This window comes from Caulobacter sp. S45 (assembly GCF_903642205.1).
GTDB lineage: Bacteria > Pseudomonadota > Alphaproteobacteria > Caulobacterales > Caulobacteraceae > CAHJWH01.
The window spans coordinates 1-2,923 of the sequence record NZ_CAHJWH010000250.1; the positions used below are offsets into that span (position 1 = coordinate 1).

Annotated in this window: 2 protein-coding genes; both read right to left on the minus strand. The window is 64.3% G+C overall.

Annotated elements, in window-relative coordinates:
* Positions 1 to 33 precede the first annotated feature (33 nt).
* On the minus strand, positions 34 to 1,680 hold the full coding sequence (locus HUV06_RS15660; protein ID WP_174302169.1) for a hypothetical protein: 1,647 nt from the start codon (positions 1,678 to 1,680) through the stop codon (positions 34 to 36).
* A gap of 80 nt (positions 1,681 to 1,760) precedes the next feature.
* The gene (locus HUV06_RS15665; RefSeq protein ID WP_174302170.1) at positions 1,761 to 2,453 is read right to left on the minus strand and encodes a hypothetical protein; all 693 of its coding nucleotides are present in this window, start codon (positions 2,451 to 2,453) and stop codon (positions 1,761 to 1,763) included.
* Positions 2,454 to 2,923: the final 470 nt, after the last annotated feature.

The window sequence follows — 2,923 nt, forward strand, 5'->3', positions numbered from 1 at the left end:
CATACCCTGCGGGTCGCGCGAGGTGGCTGACGGTCAATGCACGCGGACCTCTACCTTGAGGCCGGGAAGCTGGTGGGTCGAGACGGTCGGGGCGGTGCTCCCCTGGGTGCCACTGCGTGGCCGTCGTAGCGCCGAGACGATGCCGGCCTTCGGCGACCTGCCGTAAGCCTGGACGAAGCCGGGCCAGCTCACCCATCGCGCTCTGGGGTCGTATCCCTTTTCGCCGGTGAAGCGTGCGGCGTGGCGCGCGAGCACCAGGAGTACCGGCGGCCGCCCGCCTGCGCCCTCCAAGCCCAGGTGGGCTCCAACATCGTGGGCGCTGCGGCCGTCCACCCAACCAGCGACCTTCTCGACCCACTCGTTGGCCTTGAGCAGGTTCAGTCGCCGGCTGTTGCGCTCGGCGAGCGAGCGGCCGTGAAGATCTGGCCATTTTAACTGAACCAGAACGAGTTCACCGGTGGAACGATCGAGAACCATGGCGTCGATATCGGTGAGACGGCTACCGTCCGATCGTTTCAGCACCGCGCTTTTAGTAGGGACGACGTAGCGGGGAGCGGGGAAGAGCGATCGAAGGTCGTCGCGAAACCGAGCCTTCCGACCATCGACCGCTCGGTCCCAGTCAGGGCGAAATTCCGAGCGCACGTGCCAGACGAGGCCAGCACAGGGATTCATGAGGCCGCCGAACATCGGCAGCAGGACGAAGTCCCTGCCGAAGTCGATGTAATAGGGGAGTGGGATTTCGTGGTTCCGTTCGCACTTCAGCGCCGAATCCGCCTCTAGCGTCAGCGCCGCCAACAGCCGCGAGGACCAAGCGGTGTCCTCGCCCCGCTCCTGCCAGACCGCCGAGATGTCGTCCTTGCGGGCGAAGATCGTCAGGAGATTGCGAAGCTGCAGCCCAGGCGTGGTCGCCCCAAGGCGCGTGGCGAAGGCGATGTGCTGCAGGACCGCTCCGTACGCTATCACCGACGCCTCGTTCCACTCCGAAAACGGGCGGCCGCCCAGTAGCGCGTCGGGCGGCAGTGCCTCAGCCTCGGCGATCCCGGTCGCCCGTATCCGCGCGAACTCGCGATGGTAGGCGACCAGCTCCTCGGTGTTGTCGTATCCGATGAACCAGCCGTCGACAGGGTAGACATATTGGTCGAGCAGCTTCGCAATGTAGGGTTTGCGCGCCGCAAGTCTTCGTTGCTGTTCTCGAAATGGCCGCCGCGCGATTTCCGACAAGCGCAGGCCAGCATGCAGTTCGTCGGCTTCCTCCGCCGCGGACGGAGCCTCCAACACCAGATGGTCGTCGGCAATAAAGGTGGCATTGGCCAAGCCGAAGCGTTCAAGCTCCGCAACGCGCTGGACGTAGGCGAAAGTGCCACAGTTTGCCAGGTGCTGGTCCGCAAGCGCGGCCCGTTCTCTCGAAGTCGGCCCCCAGGGCACGCCGCCAGGAGCGTTCCGCAACCCTTCCAGAAACGGGCGGAGGCCAGCTGCCGCGCCCATGAGCATGAGATGCCGGTGGCTGTCCGTCCTTCGAAGCTCTGCCTGATTGGGCGCCATCTGGAAGGCGAAGGCGGCCTCATCGAGGCCTCGCACCATCTCAATGACGAGTTCCCTTTCTCGTCCCTCCCATACATCGGCGGTGCGTTTGAGATAGGCCGCCTTCAGATTGGCGATCGTTCGTTCCGCCTTCCGCACGTGGCAGCTCGTCAGCCGTCAAACCGAGCCGACGGAAAGCTGTCGGGCAGCCTCGCCGACGAGTTCCCCCTCTGACGGCTTTACTTCCACTGCACCTCCGCCGCCAGGTATTCCCGAATGACGATCTTCACCCGCAGCCCATCGTCTTGGAGGACCCGGTAGCGATATCGATCTTCCTGGACCAGGAGCCACCCTTCCTCAAAGACCTCGTCGCCCACCACCATGAGGCGGCTCATGGCCCGGCTGCCGACCTCAGGCCAGATCGCCGGGGCGACTTGCTCCTGTTCGAAGGCGTCGCGCTGGTCCGGAGTCAACGACGTAAGGGGAGCGAACCGCACTGATAGCGGGGCGTCCAGTTGCGGCTCGTTGAGCTCGAAAGCAGCGTGACCACGCGCGAGCTTGACCAGCACACTGCGCACGCGGTCTGTCTCGGCGTCCCAGGCGACCGTTTCGCCGTCCAGCCGCCGCGCTGCGGCGAGCCGGGCGGCGAGAGCGGGCTGGTTTCGCAGCTTCCGGCTGATGCTCTCGCGGCCGATCCCGTCAGGGTTCACCTCGCCAGCGATGACGCACTCCAGGAGGCAGGCGAGGTATTCCTCGTCACGAGAGAAACCCTCGTTGCATTTGGCACAGGCAGGGCTGACCGGCAGATTCTCCGGGTAGGGTTTGTCGAGGAAGACCTTCGACGGCATATGATCGTTGGTCTCATTTAGGCCTCCGCAATGCACGCAGAACCCCTGATTTCTGATGTCCCCGAACTCCTCGACCTGCCGCATTTCGCTGACCTTGTCCGCTGGCGTTCCAATTTGCACGCGCCTCGCATTAAATTCTTCTAACACGCGGACAAGCCTCAGCCACGCGGACAAGCCGCAGCGGTCCGCAAAGCAGCAAGACAGCGCGCGACCAGAGTTCGCGACGTGCATTTATAGATGCGTTAGCCTATCGAGGCGAAGCTCTTTCGAAGGTCCAGTTACTGGCGCGAAGATAACGTCTGCTCGGGCGCAACTCCGCTCCATGATGCCGTGCGGAGCAGGTGCTGACAAGCGGGCCTCCCAGCGTCCGAGAAGAGCCAAACACGCGCAATCGTGCCTCTTGTGACGCCCCAAATCTGTCGGGCCGCCCACTCACGGGAGGGAGGCCGCTCTCCTCGTAGCCGATGAACTCGTCTGGAGACCGGTGACCCAGGGTCGGCACGCTGTCGAACCGGGAGGCGACACCTGCAGCTCCGCGGCGAGATGGGAAGATC